The sequence below is a fragment of the Rhodococcus sp. NPDC076796 genome (genome assembly GCF_040702765.1).
Taxonomy (GTDB): domain Bacteria; phylum Actinomycetota; class Actinomycetes; order Mycobacteriales; family Mycobacteriaceae; genus Rhodococcoides.
Genome location: NZ_JBFBMS010000001.1, coordinates 564877 through 580239, shown reverse-complemented (window position 1 = coordinate 580239; position 15363 = coordinate 564877). Strand labels below are relative to the sequence as shown.

The 15363-nt window shown below is 64.1% G+C and carries 14 protein-coding genes; 6 read left to right on the top strand and 8 right to left on the bottom strand.

Annotated features, from left to right (window positions below):
• Positions 1-41: 41 nt before the first annotated feature.
• Entirely contained in the window at positions 42-743 is a 702-nt protein-coding gene (locus AB0366_RS02815; RefSeq protein WP_366242605.1) for a DUF2334 domain-containing protein, read from the top strand.
• A 166-nt stretch (positions 744-909) separates the two neighbouring features.
• Here the strand turns inward: AB0366_RS02815 and AB0366_RS02810 are convergent, their stop codons facing one another.
• The 6 genes from AB0366_RS02810 to AB0366_RS02785 all read right to left on the bottom strand — a co-directional run bounded on the left by AB0366_RS02810 (position 910) and on the right by AB0366_RS02785 (position 9265).
• Positions 910-2589, bottom strand: coding sequence for a glycerol-3-phosphate dehydrogenase/oxidase (locus tag AB0366_RS02810; RefSeq protein ID WP_366242604.1), 1680 nt, complete (start codon positions 2587-2589; stop codon positions 910-912).
• Positions 2590-2642: 53 nt separating this feature from the next.
• Positions 2643-4403, bottom strand: a complete 1761-nt coding sequence (locus AB0366_RS02805) for a thiamine pyrophosphate-binding protein (protein ID WP_347871289.1) — start codon at positions 4401-4403, stop codon at positions 2643-2645.
• Between the two features lie 62 nt (positions 4404-4465).
• On the bottom strand, positions 4466-5863 hold the full coding sequence (locus tag AB0366_RS02800; protein ID WP_347871290.1) for an iron-containing alcohol dehydrogenase: 1398 nt from the start codon (positions 5861-5863) through the stop codon (positions 4466-4468).
• Positions 5860-6717 carry an HAD-IIA family hydrolase gene (locus AB0366_RS02795; RefSeq protein ID WP_366242603.1) on the bottom strand — a complete coding sequence of 286 codons (858 nt, stop codon included), beginning with the start codon at positions 6715-6717 and terminating at the stop codon, positions 5860-5862. The genes AB0366_RS02800 and AB0366_RS02795 overlap by 4 nt, the downstream gene beginning before the upstream one ends.
• Entirely contained in the window at positions 6714-8213 is a 1500-nt protein-coding gene (gene glpK, locus AB0366_RS02790; RefSeq protein WP_347871292.1) for a glycerol kinase GlpK, read from the bottom strand. The genes AB0366_RS02795 and glpK overlap by 4 nt, the downstream gene beginning before the upstream one ends.
• A 92-nt stretch (positions 8214-8305) precedes the next feature.
• Entirely contained in the window at positions 8306-9265 is a 960-nt protein-coding gene (locus AB0366_RS02785) for a hypothetical protein (protein WP_347871293.1), read from the bottom strand.
• Between the two features lie 408 nt (positions 9266-9673).
• On the opposite strand from AB0366_RS02785, the gene AB0366_RS02780 reads away from it, so the two are divergent.
• Positions 9674-11239: an FGGY family carbohydrate kinase gene (locus AB0366_RS02780; protein WP_347871294.1), complete on the top strand. Its 1566-nt coding sequence runs from the start codon at positions 9674-9676 to the stop codon at positions 11237-11239.
• Here AB0366_RS02780 and AB0366_RS02775 read toward each other — a convergent pair.
• A complete protein-coding gene (locus AB0366_RS02775) occupies positions 11203-12045 on the bottom strand; it encodes a DeoR/GlpR family DNA-binding transcription regulator (RefSeq protein WP_366242602.1) in 843 nt (280 codons plus the stop codon). The genes AB0366_RS02780 and AB0366_RS02775 overlap by 37 nt on opposite strands.
• Before the next feature lie 18 nt (positions 12046-12063).
• On the opposite strand from AB0366_RS02775, the gene thiM reads away from it, so the two are divergent.
• Together thiM and AB0366_RS02765 are read left to right on the top strand one after the other, a co-directional pair.
• The gene (gene thiM, locus AB0366_RS02770) at positions 12064-12882 is read left to right on the top strand and encodes a hydroxyethylthiazole kinase (protein WP_366242601.1); all 819 of its coding nucleotides are present in this window, start codon (positions 12064-12066) and stop codon (positions 12880-12882) included.
• Between the two features lie 192 nt (positions 12883-13074).
• Positions 13075-13701 (top strand): LppP/LprE family lipoprotein, encoded by a 627-nt coding sequence (locus AB0366_RS02765; RefSeq protein WP_366242600.1) that lies wholly within the window; start codon positions 13075-13077, stop codon positions 13699-13701.
• Here AB0366_RS02765 and AB0366_RS02760 read toward each other — a convergent pair.
• On the bottom strand, positions 13698-14336 hold the full coding sequence (locus AB0366_RS02760; RefSeq protein ID WP_366242599.1) for an MBL fold metallo-hydrolase: 639 nt from the start codon (positions 14334-14336) through the stop codon (positions 13698-13700). The genes AB0366_RS02765 and AB0366_RS02760 overlap by 4 nt on opposite strands.
• A gap of 100 nt (positions 14337-14436) precedes the next feature.
• On the opposite strand from AB0366_RS02760, the gene purS reads away from it, so the two are divergent.
• Both purS and purQ read left to right on the top strand, forming a co-directional pair.
• Positions 14437-14688 (top strand): phosphoribosylformylglycinamidine synthase subunit PurS, encoded by a 252-nt coding sequence (purS, locus tag AB0366_RS02755; RefSeq protein WP_121870815.1) that lies wholly within the window; start codon positions 14437-14439, stop codon positions 14686-14688.
• Positions 14685-15362 carry a phosphoribosylformylglycinamidine synthase subunit PurQ gene (purQ, locus tag AB0366_RS02750; protein ID WP_366242598.1) on the top strand — a complete coding sequence of 226 codons (678 nt, stop codon included), beginning with the start codon at positions 14685-14687 and terminating at the stop codon, positions 15360-15362. Before purS ends, purQ begins: the two co-directional genes overlap by 4 nt.
• Position 15363 lies beyond the last annotated feature (1 nt).

Genomic DNA, 15363 nt, shown 5'->3' with positions numbered 1-15363 from the left:
GACTTCGAGCCTCGTTCACGCTGGTGTGCGAGGCTCGAGTCATGTCTGGACGTCTGATCGTGTCGGTGAGCGGGATCAAGAACGACACCTACGAGCACGCCGCCGAATTCGCGCGGATTCTGGACGGTCGAAGCGTCCCGCTGTCCCTGCTCGTCGCGCCTCGGTTGAAGGACAAATACCGTCTCGCAGCGGACGTGCCCACCCAGGAATGGCTGCGGGCGCGACGCGACGGAGGCGACGCGATCGTTCTGCACGGCTACGACCAGGCCGCGACGAAGCGTCGACGGTCCGAGTTCTCCGCACTGCCGCGTCACGAAGCCCGACTTCGACTGATGGCCGCCGACCGCGTCATGGAACAGACCGGCCTGCGCACCCGAGTGTTCGCCGCTCCGCGCTGGATCGCCTCACCCGGTGCCGTGGAAGCACTCCCGGACGCGGGATTCCGAATGTTGGCTGCGTTGAACGGTATTCACGACCTCGACCGGGACGGCACCGTTCGCGCCCGGGTATGGGGAATCGGCGAAGGATTCAAAGCCGAACCCTGGTGGTTCAAGGCTCTGGTACTCGGCGCAGGCCGCACCGCTCGCCGTGACGGAGTGGTGCGCCTGGCCATCAGTGCCAAGCAACTCGGACGGCCCGGACCGCGACAGGCAATCCTCGACGCCATCGACCTCTCCCTGCACCACGGAGCCGAGGCCGGGGTCTACGAATGGACCCCGCGATCCAAAGCCCGCGTGGCATAGCGGACCGCTTCGCTCGCTCTCGCGTCAATGGACCCTTGCACGGTCCAGACGTATGCAAAGTGCCATTCACGCGCACCTCGGTAATGCGTGAATGGCACTTTGCAGCGCTCAGACGTATGCAGTGGCCCATTGACGCGACGGGAGTGGGGGCGTGCAAACCCGTCGATCAGTGACTGCTCGTCGAGTACGACACCTCGTTCTCGGGTTCGGCCGCTATGGAGCGGCGCGTGCAGGAAGTCAGACGCTTGACGTACTTCGCGTTTTCCTGAATGTCCCGTGCGACGTGTTCGGGGGACCAGCCCGCGAACTGCGCCAGAACTCGCCCCACGGCCTCGGCAGCCCCCTCGTCCACGCCGGGTTCGATGCCGATCATGATGCGGCGGTGCAGGATATCGGCCAGTGTGACGGCATACTCCTCTCGAAGGGCAAGGATGACTTCGGCGGCGAGGAACGAACCCCGTCCGCGGCCGACGACCTCGGCCAACTCGGGCTCGCACCGAACCAAGTCGAGCAGTTCCTCGACTCGACTTCCGTAGACGGCAACCAATCGATCGACGAGCACGTCGGAGAGGCCGAGTTCGGTTGCGGCCGAACGCAAGGCGTGGGCTGGATCGGGCCCGGCACCCGGTAGTGGCATGCTGCGGGCATAGAAAGTCGGCTTGCGCAGCTTCATCCGGCCGTAGACCATCGTCAGAGTTTCCTCTGCCAACGACAAGTGCGGCGTCAGCTTGCCGCCCACCACGGAGATCAGGCCCTGCAGATCCTCGTGGGCGACGATGTCGTGACTGCGTGAGATGGCCCGGGTATCACCGTCCGCCTGGTACGGCAGCGGCCGAACACCCGCGTAGGTCATCACCACCGACTCGCGTGTCAGCCCTGCCCCCGGGATCAATTCGTTGGTTTCGGAGAGGATGTAGTCGATCTCGTTCTGCGTTGCCGCGACGGTGTCCAGGTCGCCGTCGAAGCGGTCGTCGGTGGTGCCGATCAGATAGTGCCCTCGCCACGGGATGACGAGAATGGCCCGATTGTCCGAGCGAGCCTCGTAGTAGACCGCACACGTCGGTGCGCCGGGAAACGGTCCGACAACTGCGTGAGTTCCCTTGGTGCCACCGATCAATCGCTCGACCGACGGTGCAGAACCGACGAGAACATCGTCCACCCACGGTCCGGCCGCATTGACCACGACGCTGCAGCGCACCGAGGCCGTGTGTCCGGTGAGTTCGTCGATCAGATCGACGCCGGTGACCTTCGACCCTTCAGTGATCAATCCTGCTGCGCGAGTGTGGTTGCGTACGATCGCGCCACGACGTGCGGCGTCGAGCACGTTTTCGACCACCAACCGCTCGGCGAACTCGACCTGCCCGTCGTAGTAGTGCAGTCCGCCTTCGAGGGAGGCAGTGTCGAGACCGCGAAGTTCGACGGCCATTGCCTTCTTGTTGAGCCTGCGGTGTCGAGGTACCGACTTCTTCCACGACAGGCCGTCGTACATGGCCATACCCACACGCATCATCCAGCCCGGCTTGTGGTTGTGGCCGTAGAGCGGAACGACGAACGGCAACGGTTTGACCAGATGCGACGCGATGCCGAACAAAGCCTCACGGTCCCGCAACGATTCGTGTACCAGTGCGAACTCCATGAATTCGAGATAGCGCAGACCGCCGTGCATCAGCCTGCTCGACCAACTGGACGTGCCGCCGCCGAAATCTCCCTTGTCGATCAACAGGATTCGGCTGCCCTGTAGAGCGGCCTCGCGGGCGATCGCGGCCCCGTTGATACCCGCACCGATCACGACGAGGTCGTAGTCCTGCGCGGCCACCTCGTCGAGATCCGGCCGTGTGCTGTTCATCATGTCTGTCCTTCTTGTCGTTCCGCTCGGTCATCGGACCTGTTGTTGTGCAGTTACTTTCGTCCAGCGGACTGCCGCCATGGGCGAGCCTGGTAGACCGTGCCCGGGCGCGGATAAAATTTGCCCGACGCCAACCTGCGGGTGTAGCTGTCGATCGGCGTTGCGTCGGGATCGATCCTGATCTCGACCACCGTCGGTCCTTCGGTGCTGAAGGCCTTGTCGAATGCACTGGCCAACTCGTCTGCGGAGGTGACCAGGATTCCCTGCATTCCCAGCCCTGCCGCCGCTGCGGCGTACGAGGTGCTGGCCTTCTCGCTCTCGAGGTCGACGGAATAACGCAGGCCCTCGTAGTGCAGGTGCTCCCACATGCGGAGCCATCCCCATGTTCCGTTGTTGAGCACGACGTGCACGATGTTCATTCCGTGTGCGGCCTGGGTGGCCAATTCTCCCACCGAGTAGCTGAATCCGCCATCGCCCGAGACGGTGACGATCCGCGCTTCGGGGCGCGCCTTGGCGGCACCCATCGACGCCGGGGTCGAATATCCGAGTCCGCCCTGTCCGCGTGCGAACAGGAAATTGCGGCCGGGAACCGGGTTCTTCAGATAGTTCGATATCCACCCGGCGCTGAAGCTGGCGTCGGAGACGACGATGTCGTGGGGGCGCAGATGCTTGGCCAATTCGGTCATGGCCCTCGGCGGCATGACCGGGCTTGCTTCGCTCAGCCTCAGTGGCTCGGTCGAGGCCCACGCGGCCGTCTTCGACTCCGCAATTCTGTTCTGCCACTGCGGAACCGACTTGGGTTCGATCAGGGGAATGAGCGCCTCGAGGGTGGCCTTGACATCACCCAGCAGTCCGGACGAAGGACCGAACGTTCGACCGAGCTGACTGCCGTCGACGTCGACCTGGATGGTCATCTGCTCAGGTTTCGGGAGGGCCCAGTTCAATGAAGTATTCTGTCCCACTTTCGATCCCAGCCAGATGATGAGATCGGCCTCGCCGGCCAGCTCACGCGCGGCCTGTGATCCGAGTGGGTTCAGCACGCCCACCGAGTAGCTCTCGGTCTCGGTGACCGAGCCCTTGCCGGTGAAGCTGGTGCCCACGGCAGCGCCGACGCGAGTAGCGAATTCGGCCAGTTCGGCGGTTGCGCTCGAACCCAGAACACCGCCGCCGGCAATGATGTATGGACGCTCTGCTTTCGCGATCAGCGCTGCGGCAGTGCGCAGTTCGTCGTCGGACGGTCGGCTTCGGTATGCGGGCGCAGAATTGAATCTTTCCTCGACCTCGAGATCGGTTTCTTCCCACTCCTCGTCGAGCACATCGTGCGGGATCACCACCGCCGTCGGACCGGGCTTGCCGGTGGTGGCGGTGCGAAACGCCGCCCGAACCAGATCGGGCACGGTTTCAAGGTCCGGTGCCAACCAGGACTGCTTGGTCATGGTCTGCAAGAACGGCATCTGGTCGAATCCCTGGGAGCCGACGCCACCGTCGCGCAGAGGAACCCACGATCGTGGAAGTTCGCCGACGATGGCAACGATGGGAACCGAGGCGTTCATGCTCTCGATGAGTCCGTCGGGAAGCTTCGTCGTACCCGGTCCGACCGTCACGTCCACGATTCCCGGCTTACCGCTCACCCGAGCGTAGGCGTCGGCGGCGTAGGCCGCGGAACGTTCGTCGCGGCAACCGAGATGGGACATGTCCTTCCTGTTCGACAGGCCCTGGTAGAACGCAGCCGTCTGGCCGCCAGGCTGGCCGAACACCTGAGTCACTCCGTGCTTGCGCAGAATTTCTGCGACGAGATCGCCACCGTGTGGCATGAGACACGCTCCTTTTCATTGGGTCGAAAGATGTTGTTGTACAACGGAAAATGGTCTTCGGTTCAGAATCCGCCGCCGGCCGCGGCGGCACGGTCGAGCACGCGGTCGATGAAGTCGTCGGTCCAGCGGCCTGATACGAGCAGCAGGTCGCACAACGTGAATCGATCACGCATGAGCGGTAGTGTCCGCAAGATCCAACGGACCGTCTCGCGGTCCACGGGCGGTGTCAGTTCGGAGAATCGCGTCGGTGCACCGATAGCGCTCAGATCTGCTGCGATATCCGACGCGGGTCTGAGCAGCGCGGTCAATACGAGTCGATGTTCGGGCCACTTTTCCACGAAGGAACTCAGTTCGGGACGCAAGTCGACCCACCGGCCCATCTTGCTCGCGACATTCCGGGCACACGCTGCACCCACCTGCCCGGTGGGATCGATTGCCTGCCAAGCCATGGCAACCGACGTCTCGAGGTCGGGAATGAGTGTCGTGGCGTCGTCCACGTCGATCGCGACGCCATCGAACGATTCGATTGCGCTCTCCCACAGTGCCGCTGATACCACGGCGGCAACACCGACTTGAGCGCCGTGCAGGTCGTGCTCGGCACCCCGGGCGACTGCGGCCATGTCGATCAGATGGCTGACGAGATGTTCGCAACCCGAGACCACCGCAGTGGTACCGGTGACGCCGATGCCGAGCCCGCCGTACGTGAGGGTGTCCAGCAGTGCGTCGAGATCGAGCCCCGACAGGGAGGGCACCCCCCGAAGCCGCTGCGCCGCTGTCCCGATCACGGCAAGAACCTCGGAGTCGAACTCGGTGTCCATGCCGAGCGCGCAGGCCAGATACCAGTCGGCAGGTGCGCACCAGATCGCGGCTGCGTCCCCGAAGCCTGCTCGGGTCAGCTCGGCCGGCGCGTTCGCGACCACCTCGTGGTCGATGATCAGTGCGACGGGCCAGGCAGTGGGAACCGTGCTCTTGGTTCCGTTGCGGACGAGGACCGAGAGTGGATCGGAGAAGCCGTTCACCGATGCGCAGGTCTGGATCACCACGAGAGGGACGTCGTGGTGGTGCGAGAGCACTTTGCCGAGATCGACGATGGTCCCGCCGCCGACGGCCACGACGGCGGCGCACCCGGCACTGGCGGCCGTGGAACGGTTCACGGTTGCCTCGTCGAGTATCACCGACTCGTGCTGCTTCTCGGGAACGAGCATCACAGCGGTGAAGGTCTTCGCGACCTCGCTGTCGATCTCGGCGAGAATGTCGCGTGTGCCCACCGAGATCGGCGTTCCGTCGTGCAGGATCACGGCGGTACCCGTGGTGTTCAGCTCGGCCAGAACGGCGTTCAGTTCGGACAGAGCACCGGGAGAGCTGACGAGGGTTCGCAGAGTAGAGGTGTCGTGGTCGATACCGATCCGGTCGAGATAGCCCGCAGTGCTCGATGGACCGATGGTTCGGAGCCGACTCATAGCGCAGCCCGTTCCAACGGACCGGGGAGAAGATCTGCGACCGATCGGACGATGTAGGTCGGCCGCTCATCCGCTTCGGTGCGATCGACGTCGTCCAGAGTCGATTCCCCGGTGAGAACGAGAGCTGTGGAGGTGCCGGCCCCGGCTCCCATGGCGATATCCGTGGTCAATCGGTCGCCCACAACGACGGTGGTGGCCGGATCGATTCCGGTGAGCGCGCGGATCGTCTCGAACATGAAGGCGCTCGGCTTGCCCATCTGCGCCACCGCGGTCAGTCCTGTGCTCGCCTCGATGGCTGCGGTGACCGCCGCCGCGTCCGGATCGCCGAATCCTCCGGGGAGAGGGCAGAATCGGTCGGGGTTGGTGGACACCAGAATCGCGCGACGATGGACTGCGAGAGCCTCGAAGGCGATCTTGAGTTTGCGGTAATCGAACCCTCGGTCGTAGCTTGCGACCACTATGTCGAGCTCGCGGGGGTCTTCGCTCAACTCGAATCCGGCCGCCGAGATCGCCTCCTTCAGCGGTGGTTCACCGATCACGAATATCCGCTTGCCCGCGGCGTTCTCGGACAACCAACGCACCGTCGTCATCGACGTGGTGATCACGTCACAGGTATCGGTCGAGATTCCCAGCGCCGTGAGCTTGGCGGCGTACTGCTCCGGCTTGCGGGTCGGGTTGTTGCTGCAGAACAACACTCGCTTGCCGAGAGCGCGGAGGGTCTGTACCAGGTGCGCGGCACCGGGAAGCAGCTCGTCGCCGAGATACAGCGTGCCGTCGAGATCGAAGACGTAGGACTCGAACAGCTGTGCCGGCTTCCGTAATACCGACTGTGCGAGTGTCGAAGTCGACGTCATCGGGTTGTCACCTTGCGGGCCCAGCCCTTGGAGAGCTCGACCGCCTCGATCCAGCCTGCGTACATCTCCTCGGCCTTGGTGCGGTCCATCTTGGGCTCGAAAGTGCGGTCCACCGACCACAGTGCCTCGATCTCGTCGAGGGATTCCCATACCCCCGTGCTCAATCCGGCCATCAGCGTCGCCCCCAGGGCAGTGGCCTCGGTGATGGCCGGCCGGATCACCGGAATGCCGAGGATGTCGGCCTGGAGTTGGCAGAGCATGTTGTTGTTCACGGCCCCGCCGTCGACCCGCAGTTCGGGCAGAGTGACCTGACCGTTGGCGGTGATCGCGTCCACGACGTCGCGGGTCTGGAAGACCATCGATTCGACGGCTGCGCGGATGATGTGCAATCTGTTGGTGGAGCTGCTCATTCCGACGATGCAGGCCCGAGCGTATGGATCCCAGGTCGGAGCGGCAAGTCCGGTGAAGGCGGGAACCAGATATACGCCTTCGGTGCTGGCCACCTGGCCTCCGTACCATTCGCAGTCCGCGGCTCCGTGAATGAGTTTCATGTCGTCGCGCAGCCACTGCATGGTCTTGCCCATGCTGAACAGCACGCCCTCGTTCTCGTAGCGGACATCGTCGCCGATGCCCCACGCAACGGAAGTCGTTGCGCCCTCCACCATCTGAGGAGTGTCGCCGCAGTTGATGGTCAGAACCCCGGCCGTCCCGTAGGTCATCTTGGCCTGACCGGCTCGGAAACAGACCTGCCCGAACAGCCCGGCCTGCTGATCGCCCATGTTGGACGCAATGGGAATCGGGGCCCCGAAAGTAGCACCGGCATCGCCCACGATCGTGTCGGAGGGTACGACCTTCGCGAGCATGCAGCGCGGAATGCCGTAGGCGTCGAGCAGATCCTGATCCCACTCACGGGTGTGGATGTTGAACATCATCGTTCGCGAGGCGTTGGAGTAGTCGGTGACGTGTGCGCATCGTCCGGTGAGGTTCCAGATGAGCCAGGTGTCGATGGTGCCGGCCAACAGTTCCCCCTTCTCTGCTCGCTCGTGGGCTCCGGGTACGGTCTCGAGAATCCAGGCGATCTTGGACGCGGAGTAGTAGGCGTCCGAGTTCAGGCCGGTGCGTTCGCGAATGACGGAGTCGAGTCCGCGTTCCCGCCATCGCTCGATCACGCCGTTGCTCTGTCGCGATGCCCAGACCACGGCGTTGTGGATCGGCCGCCCGGTCTCCTTGTCCCAGACCACGGCCGTTTCGCGTTGATTGGTCAGTGCGATGGCGGTGATGTCGGTCGGTTCGAGATCTGCGCTCCGCAGCGCCTCGCGCATCGTTTCCAGCTGCGCGGTGAGAATTTCCTGTGGATCGTGTTCGATCCATCCCGAGTTCGGATAGATCTGAGTGATTTCGCGCTGAGCGACCGCGCGGACCTCGCACTTCTCATCGAAGATGAGAGTTCTTGCGCTGGTGGTACCTTCGTCGATTCCGAGGATGTACTGAGTCATGGCTGACGCTCTTTTCCGTCGTTTCGTGGCGAGATGGGTGGGGTGTGTCGAATGAGATCGAGCAGGTGCCGCTGTGGGGCCGACAGGCCGGTTCAGAGTTGACCGAGTACGAGTTGGGTGCCGACGATCAACGACGTCGTGACAGCGATTGCGCACGCAGGCGGGTCGAAGTGGCTGTCTCCGAGTGTGTGGAAGATGCGAGAGCTGAGTTCGGCGAGAAACGCGCTGAACAGCCCCACTCCGACGGCCACCAGCAGGGCAATCGAGGTGTCTGCACCTGCGGAGAGGACGGCGACGGCGGCCAGCCCGGCGGGCAACGTGATGTGATGCGATACCGGACCGGACAATCCGATCTGCAACAGCAGAAGTGTTGTGGCACTGAAACCGAAGAGCAGAATCGGACCGAGTGCGCGTGCCGAGTCCGGGAGACTGACGATCAGCCACCCCGCTGCGAGTCCGAAGCCGACAGCGACGGTGGCAACTTGCAGCCGGTGTGATTGGAACGGTAGCCAGGCCTGCGTGGCAGTCGGGTGCCACCGGGTGGCGATCTGTGCGCCCGGCCCACCGCGATTCGATGCCACCAAACCGGTTCGGCCGAACGAAAGTCGAGTTGCTGCAGCAAGAACGACGACCGTGAGGGCGACCGTATCGGTGAGCACCACAGTCGAGGCGATCGTCGAGTCGAAGCTCAGGGCGGATTTGAGAGCCTTCTCCAGTCCGAAGCCGAGAACTCCGAACACTCCGCCGACGAGCAGCACACTGCTGCTGCCCAGGCCGACGAGCGGGGAGAGAATGTTCTTACCGTCGTCCAGCTTGCCGGTGCGTTTGGCGTAGGCCGCTGCCGCAACTGCCCCGACGAACGCTACCTGCGGGCCGAGAAAGGGCCCGAATGCCAACTGCCCCAGGAAGTCGTAGTCGACGCCGGCCAGCGCTGCCACCACACCGACGATGCAGAAGATGCCGCAGAGGCTGAAGACGAACAGTCCGCCGAGTGCTGCACCGACCAAACCACCGCCGAATGCAGCGAGGTAAGCGACCAGTTGAAAATCCACGACAAGAGTCCTTTGTTCGAGACGGTGAGGTTCCCGGTCGTCGGGGTCCTCGTGGTCGTGCCCGTCGACTCCTGGCCCGAGGTGACGGGTGGGAGTACAGGGCGGAACCTCTTCGAATGCCACCTGCCGTGCCGAGCGAGGGCGGTGACCGAGGGAGCTCGTGTTCGAGCGGCGCCGGGATAAGAGGAACTGACTTCGTGTTTATGCCGGTTTGTGCGACTTAGTGACGAAGTTAACTCAGTGCGGAGTGGCAGTCAATATCTACCGGGCGGTAATATTTTCGACTTCAAATGCCATTTCACTAGGGGCGTCGGGGAAACTGTGTGATCCTTGTCATCTAGTCCTGAGGCGGTAGCCCTCCGCGCGGGATCGCAAGAGCTGCATTAAAACGCAGACGGAATGGTGGTCATGGAGCAATACATCGTCGGAATCGACGCCGGCGGAACCTTCGTCAAAGCGGGACTCTTCGACGCACGTGGACGCGAACTGGCGGCAGCCAGAGAACTCAGTCCGCACTCGACGGTGCGCGGGGGCAGGCGTGAGCAGGATCCCGACGCGCTGTGGCGCGCGGTGTGTTCCTCGGGGCGGGCCCTGCTGCGCTCGTCGGGCATCGGAGCGCGCGACATCGCCGCAATTTCGGTCACCGGCTACGGCAGCGGGTTGTGGCTGGTCGACGAGCACGGTGTGGCCGTCGGAAACGGAATTCTGTCGACCGATGTTCGGACGGACGTCGACACCGAGTCCGTTGTGGACGAGGTGACTGCTGCGCGCGTCGCACGACTGGTATCGCAGCGAATGTGGAGCGGGCAGACCGCGGCCCTGCTGAGGTGGTTCGACAAGCACGAACCTGCGATGCGGCCGCGGGTGCATCGCGTCCTCGCGTGCAAGGACTACATCAGGTCCCGGTTGTGTGGTGACATGTCCACCGATCACACCGACGCGGGGCTCACCGGATTGTGTGACATCGAGCGGAATTCGTGGTCGGAGGACGCACTCGGTTTGCTCGGAATCTCGCAGTGGCGCAGTTCGTTACCCGACATCGGTTCGGGAGCGGAGACGGTCGGCGTGGTCACTCCCGAGGCCGCCGAATCCACCGGATTCGCAGTGGGCACGCCCGTCGTTCGCGGAGTGGTCGACGTCGTCGCCTGTGCCGTCGCCTCGCGGGTGCTGGACGAGACGCACATGTCCGTTGTCGCAGGGACGTTCGGAATAGACCAAACACTGCATCGACGGCCCAGGACCAGCACGTCCCCGTTGCTCCAATGCCGATACGTAACGGGCGAGACGTATCTGGCGAGCGAAGGCGGGATCACCTCGGCGAGCAACCTCGAATGGTGTTGTCGGCAGATCCTTCGACACTCGGTCGACGAGACCGTCGCAGGCGGCGATATGTACCGTCGGTGCGACGAGGCGGTAGCTCGCGCATACGCCCGAGATCGCCCCACCGGCATGATGTTCTTCCCCTACCTGTTCGGAGGGCCCAATGGCGCTCCGGCCGGCCTGCTCGGTGCCGTGGCCGAGGACGGATTCGACGACACAGCCCTGGCCGTGTACGAGGGAATTGTCCACGCGCACAAAGCAGATATCGAGGTGCTCCTCGGAGGTGACGACGCTGCTCGGCCCACCGCCGTCAGGATGTCGGGGGGTGCATCGCGCAGCTCGATCTGGCCGCAGATCTTCGCCGACGCACTCGGCCTGCGTGTGGACGTCGCCGACAGCGGCGAGATCGGTGTCCGAGGTGCCGCGATCACTGCTGCAGTGGCGGTCGGTTTCTTTGCCGACTTCGATTCCGCTGCATCAGCATTCACGCCTGATGTCCGATCCTACGAACCCGACCCGCGCAGGGTGTCCGCGATGCGGGTGCGATACGACCGCCACCGTGCGCTGACCACTTCCCTGGCTGCGCTGTGGAGCGGGGGAGATGCAGTCGACGATCGCTACTGCGATCGGTCGGTCGTCGCAGCGGATGCCTGACCGAGCGAATCGATGTCGTCGACGGAGATGCACTCGACGCCACTGTCGCGGTACTGCCGCAGAAGTGCGGGATCGAGGCCGGGCTCGACCGCCAGGGTGGTGATCGCCGTCAGCGGAGCGACCTGGAATGCACCGGAGTAGCCCAGCTTGTCGCTGGTGCACAGCACGATCGAGCGGTGGGCACCCTCGATCATCGCGCGTTTGATCTGCGCCTCCTCGTACTCGAAATGAGTGATGCCGGAGTCGACGTTGATGCCCAGAATTCCCAGGATCGCGACATCTGCGTTGATCGACTCGTAGGTCTTGAGGGTCTGTGCTCCCACCGTCACCATCGCATTCTTCAGGAGGCGACCCCCGACCACGACGACCTCGGAATGTGGATGTTCGGCAAGATTCACCGCGGTGGACGGGCTGTGCGTGACGAAGGTTGCGCGAAGTTCGGGATCCAACTGTTTCGTCACCTCGATCGCCGTCGTACCGCCGTCGATCAGAATCACCTGGCCGTCCTGCAACAGGCCGGCAGCAGCACGGGCGACGAGCGATTTGGCCGAAACCTCCTGGCCTCGCCGATCCCGGTAGTCCTGGTGCAACGTGGACACGACCAGTGCGCCGCCGTGCACTCGCTTGAGCTTTCCTTCTGCTCCGAGCTCGTCGAGATCCCGGCGGATGGTGTCCTCGGAAACGTCGAACGTCACGGCGAGTTCGGAAGAGAGAATCTTTCCCGTCGTACGCAGTAGCTCGAGGATTCGGAAGTGCCGCTCGGGCTTGAGGAGTGTGGCCACCAGGGCATCGTATCCGGCGATCACGGTCGTAGACTCGGTTCGATGAGTGCCATGAGCGTGACCCTGGATGACATCGCCCATGCCCATCGACTTCTGCGCGATCGCAATCCGCTGGTGCAGTGTCTGACCAACACCGTGTCGGTGCAGTTCGTCGCGAACGCACTGTTGGCCGCAGGCGCGGCTCCGGCGATGGTGGACAACCCCGAGGAAGCGGCGGGCTTCGCCGAGATCGCCGACGCGGTGCTGATCAACCTCGGAACGCCGACGGCCGCTCAGGTGGAAGGTTCTCGGCTGGCGTCGGCCGCAGCGAGGGCAGCGGGGAAGCCATGGGTGCTCGATCCGGTGGGAGCGGGCGGTCTGCCGTGGCGAACCCAGGTGGCCGTCGAGCTACTTGCCAACCGGCCCAGCGTCATTCGCGCGAACGCGTCCGAGGTCATGGGACTGGCGGGTGCGGACGGCGGATCGCGAGGAGTGGATTCGTCTGCGCAGGTGGCAGATTCGGTCGATGCGGCCCGGTCGCTGCTCGATCGATCGGACGTGGTGGCGGCATCGGGGGAGACTGATCACATTCTCGGCCCGGATGTCATGGTGAAGGTCGGCGGCGGAAGTGCACTGCTGCAGCGGGTTACCGCAACCGGATGTGCCCTCGGTGCGCTGACGGCTGCCTACTGCTCGGTGTCACCGAATGCGCTGATCGGTGCCGTCGCGGCGCACGCGCATGTTGCGGTGGCGTCGGAGATCGCTGCTCGGTCGACGTCGCGGCCAGGGTCCTTCGCTGCCGCATTCCTCGACGGACTCGACTCGGTGGACGAGTCGGCAATTCGTGAATTGGTTCGGCTCGACATCGGCTGGCCTGAATGACGCGCGTTCCAGTGTGCAACTGGTGCTCCACTGTGCCGAAATTTCCGCGGGAATGTCGCGAAATGTGCGCGTAGTGGTGCGAAAAATGCTGATCGCCTGGATGTAACGGCACCTTGACCGAAACGTGATGTAACGGAACACGTTTACGAGCGGACATACCTGGCGTCGGGCAAATCCAACCAGGTGGTCTTCATGAAACGACTTCTACTCCTCGTAGTCAGTGCAACAGCCCTCGTCGCGTGCGGCGGAGCGGAGCAAGGAACCCCGTCGGCAGCACCGTCCTCGGCCGTTCCGTCGACCACCCCGGCGCGTCCGGTGCCGGTGACGCCCGACCCGGCCACCGTGACCGAGGGAGCACAGCCGCAGCGGACGCCACCAGAGGAGGCCAGCGACCTGATTCCCATGGGTACGTCGGAAGCCGAGCCACTGTGCCTGGATCTGACGTGGGGGCAGGTACCGCAGGCCGTGGACTCGCTGCCGCTCGTGTTCGCAGATTCACCGTGGGTCGCTACCGACATGGGCGATCCCTGTGCGTCGTTCACCTGGGTCGAAGCTCTGCCGTACGGCGCGACGGTCAGCTCACCGACACATCTGCTGTTCTTCCACGACGCTGAGTACCTCGGCACTGCGACGTCGGAGCCGTACGGGTTCACGTCGGTGGCGGCCCAGTCCGCCGACACGATCACAGTGAGTTACCGCTGGCCACTCGCCGCTGACGCAAACGCGAATCCGACCGGCGGCCCGGTCACGATCGACTATCGGTGGGACGGGACGCAGGTGACCATGATCGGCACTCTCCCGCCCGAGGTCACCGGTTAGATCGAGACGGACGATTCTTCGGGAAGCTCGCGGATTTCGGCGTCGGACATCTCCTTGAAGCGGCTGTAGTAGATGCCCCTGGCCTGTTCCGCGACGATGGCCTGGTGGATGGGAAATGCCATCCTCGGGGCCACTGCGCGCAGGAACTCGACGGTCTCGGAGAGTTTCGACCACGGCGCGGCTGCGGGAAGTGCAAGTACCTCGACCTGCTGCTCGGGGACGAACAGCGAGTCGCCCGGGTGGAACAGCTGACCTGGATTCTCCGGCGTGCCGAGCAGGTAGCCGGTGTTGTCGATCTCCGGCAGTTCGGGATGGATGACGGCATGGGTGCCGCCGACGCCGGTGACCGTGATGCCGCCGACGGTGAAAGCTCTGCCTGCGGGAGCCGGCGTCCACTGGCCACCGAGTTGGCCCGCAGTCATCGGATCGGCGTGCAGTGCCGCTCGCGGATTCGCCTCGACGAGCGCGGGAAGTCGTTGCAGGTCAACGTGATCCGGGTGCTGATGGGTGACGAGGATCGCGTCGAGTCCGGTGATGCCCTCGAACCCGTGCGAGAACGTGCCGGGATCGAACAGCACGGTGGTGCCGTTGAGTTCGACGAGAACGCAGGAATGTCCGAAGTGTGTCAGCCGCATGGACCCCACAGTAAGCGCGGTTTCGCGCCTCCCGCCAGGGCTGCGTAGACTCCCACCTGCCGGTAACTGTCTTGCTGTACGTATTTCAAGGAGCGCTTTCGTGGCCCGAGTCGTTGTCGATGTCATGCCCAAGGCCGAGATTCTCGATCCGCAGGGTCAGGCGATCGCAGGAGCGCTCGGCCGTCTGGGGATCTCCGGCGTGTCCGACGTCCGCCAGGGCAAGCGTTTCGAACTCGAGGTCGACGATTCCGTCGACGACGCCGAGCTCGAGAAGATCGCAGAATCACTGCTGGCCAACACCGTCATCGAGGACTGGACGGTCACTCGGGTGTCGGTCGAGCCCGTCGCATGAGCGCCCGCGTAGGGGTCATCACCTTCCCCGGAACCCTCGACGACGTCGACGCCTCCCGCGCGGTCACCCTCGCCGGTGGCGAAGCCGTCAGCCTGTGGCACGCCGACGCGGACCTGAAGAACGTCGACGCCATCGTCGTTCCCGGCGGATTCTCGTACGGCGACTACCTCCGGGCCGGCGCTATCGCGCGTTTCGCCCCCGTGATGGAGTCCGTCGTCAAGGCGGCCGAAGGCGGAATGCCGATCCTCGGCATTTGCAACGGTTTTCAGGTGCTCTGCGAAGTGGGCCTGCTGCCCGGCGCTCTGACCCGCAACGAGGGCCTGCACTTCGTGTGCCGCGATCAGTGGCTGAAGGTGGAGAATTCCGATACCGCGTGGTCGTCGCGATACGAGCCCGGTGCCGAAATCCTGATTCCGGTGAAAAATGCCGAGGGTCGGTTCCAGGCATCGCAGGATGTGCTCGACGAGCTCGAGGGTGAGGGTCGCGTCGTCTTCCGCTACAGCGGCAGCAACCCGAACGGATCGCAGCGCGGGATCGCCGGCATCTCCTCGGCAAACGGTCGGGTCGTCGGTTTGATGCCGCACCCCGAACACGCCACCGAGCCGCTCACCGGACCGAGCGACGACGGCCTCGGGATCTTCTATTCCGCCTTGGACACCATCGTCAACGCCTGAG